At 77.4% G+C, this 1,372-nt stretch carries 2 pseudogenes; both read left to right on the top strand.

Features of this window, described 5'->3' with window-relative positions:
• A pseudogene (locus HUW36_RS32935) lies at window positions 1-761 on the top strand (hypothetical protein); the annotation flags it as partial.
• Window positions 758-1,372: pseudogene (locus HUW36_RS32930) on the top strand (hypothetical protein); the annotation flags it as partial. The pseudogenes HUW36_RS32935 and HUW36_RS32930, both read left to right, overlap by 4 nt.

Below are 1,372 nucleotides of genomic sequence, written 5' to 3'. Positions count from 1 at the left end.
GGTACGTCGCGCCCGGCGCCACGCTGCCCCGGCTGCCGGCGGACGCCGCCAGGGACGCGTTCCCGGGCGGGGCCTGGTTCGTGGCGCTGCCGGCCCAGCCGTACGGGACGGCGTTGCCGGCGTACGGCCCGGCGCTGCACCGGCTCGCCCCGGATCGGCCGGTGGTGGTGATGTACGGCGGCTGGATCGAGTACCACGGCCCCGGCGCGGCGGACTTCGCCGAGGTGGTCGGCGTCAGTTTCTACGCGCAGTACGGCGGCCGGCTCAGCCGCTACGACTATCCGCAGCTCAACGTGCTCGGCGCGTACCTGGACCGGGTGACCGACGTGCGCTACGCGGGGCTGTTCGACAGGCCGCTGCCGTACCGGCCGTTCGACCCGCTGCGGGTGGCGCTGCCGGCGCTGCCCTGGCTCTTCGCCGGCTGCGTGGCCGGGTTCGTGGTGCTGTCGATCCGGACCGTGCGCGGCGCCGGCCGGAGCCGGCCCGGTGACGTCGGACCGGGTGGCACACCGGCCCGGTTGGCCGGGCTCTCCGCGCTGGCCGTGGAGCTGTCCCTGCTCACCGACGCCCGGACCGATCCGGCGCTGGTGCGGGGCGTCGGCCGGCTGCGCGCGGCCCGGTACGCGCTCGACGACGGCCTGCCCGACCGGCACGTACGCGGGCTGCTGGCCGACGCGGCGGCCGAGCTGGACCGGGTGGCCCGGGACGTGCGGATGCCCGGCTACCGGCCGGACGTCTACCTGCGGGGGAGGCTGTCGTGACCGCCGTCGCGCGCCGGCTGTTCGGCCGGCTGGTCGGCACCGCGTTCGGCCGGGCGGTGCTGGCCTGCCTGGCGCTGGCCGGGTGGGCGCTGTGGTCCGGCGGCCTGTTCGACGGCCCGGTGGCCCGGCACGTGCGGGCCTCGTCGGTCTACGCGGCGCCCGGCGTCGACCTGGACCGGGCCGCCGCCGAGCGGGTCGTCGGCAACCGCCGGCTGGTGGTCCTGCTCATGGCGCCGGGAGCCGACCTGCGCGAGGCGTGCGACGACACCGAACGCGCCACCGGGGGCACGCTGGTGCTGGCGATGAGCCGGGACGGCGGGGAGTGGGACACCTACGGCTGCTCCCGGGTCGGTGGCGACAGCCCGCGTGACATCGGCCGGTCGGCGGTCACGGAGACCGTGATCAGCCGGGGCGCGGACGCGTTCGTGGACCGGCCGATCGAGGCGCTCAAGGTGATCGTGCTCAACTACGACCGGCTGGTCCGCACCGGCCTGATGCCCGACGGCGCCCGGACCATCAGCCCGTCGCTGCCCCGCTACCTGCTGGCCGGCGGCGCGGTCGTCGGCGTGGTGGCCGGCGCGGCGGCGCTCTGGCTGGGCGGCCGGCGGGCC

The organism is Micromonospora maritima, from assembly GCF_902825405.1.
GTDB lineage: Bacteria > Actinomycetota > Actinomycetes > Mycobacteriales > Micromonosporaceae > Micromonospora > Micromonospora maritima.
This window is presented reverse-complemented; position numbering and strand designations above follow the sequence as displayed.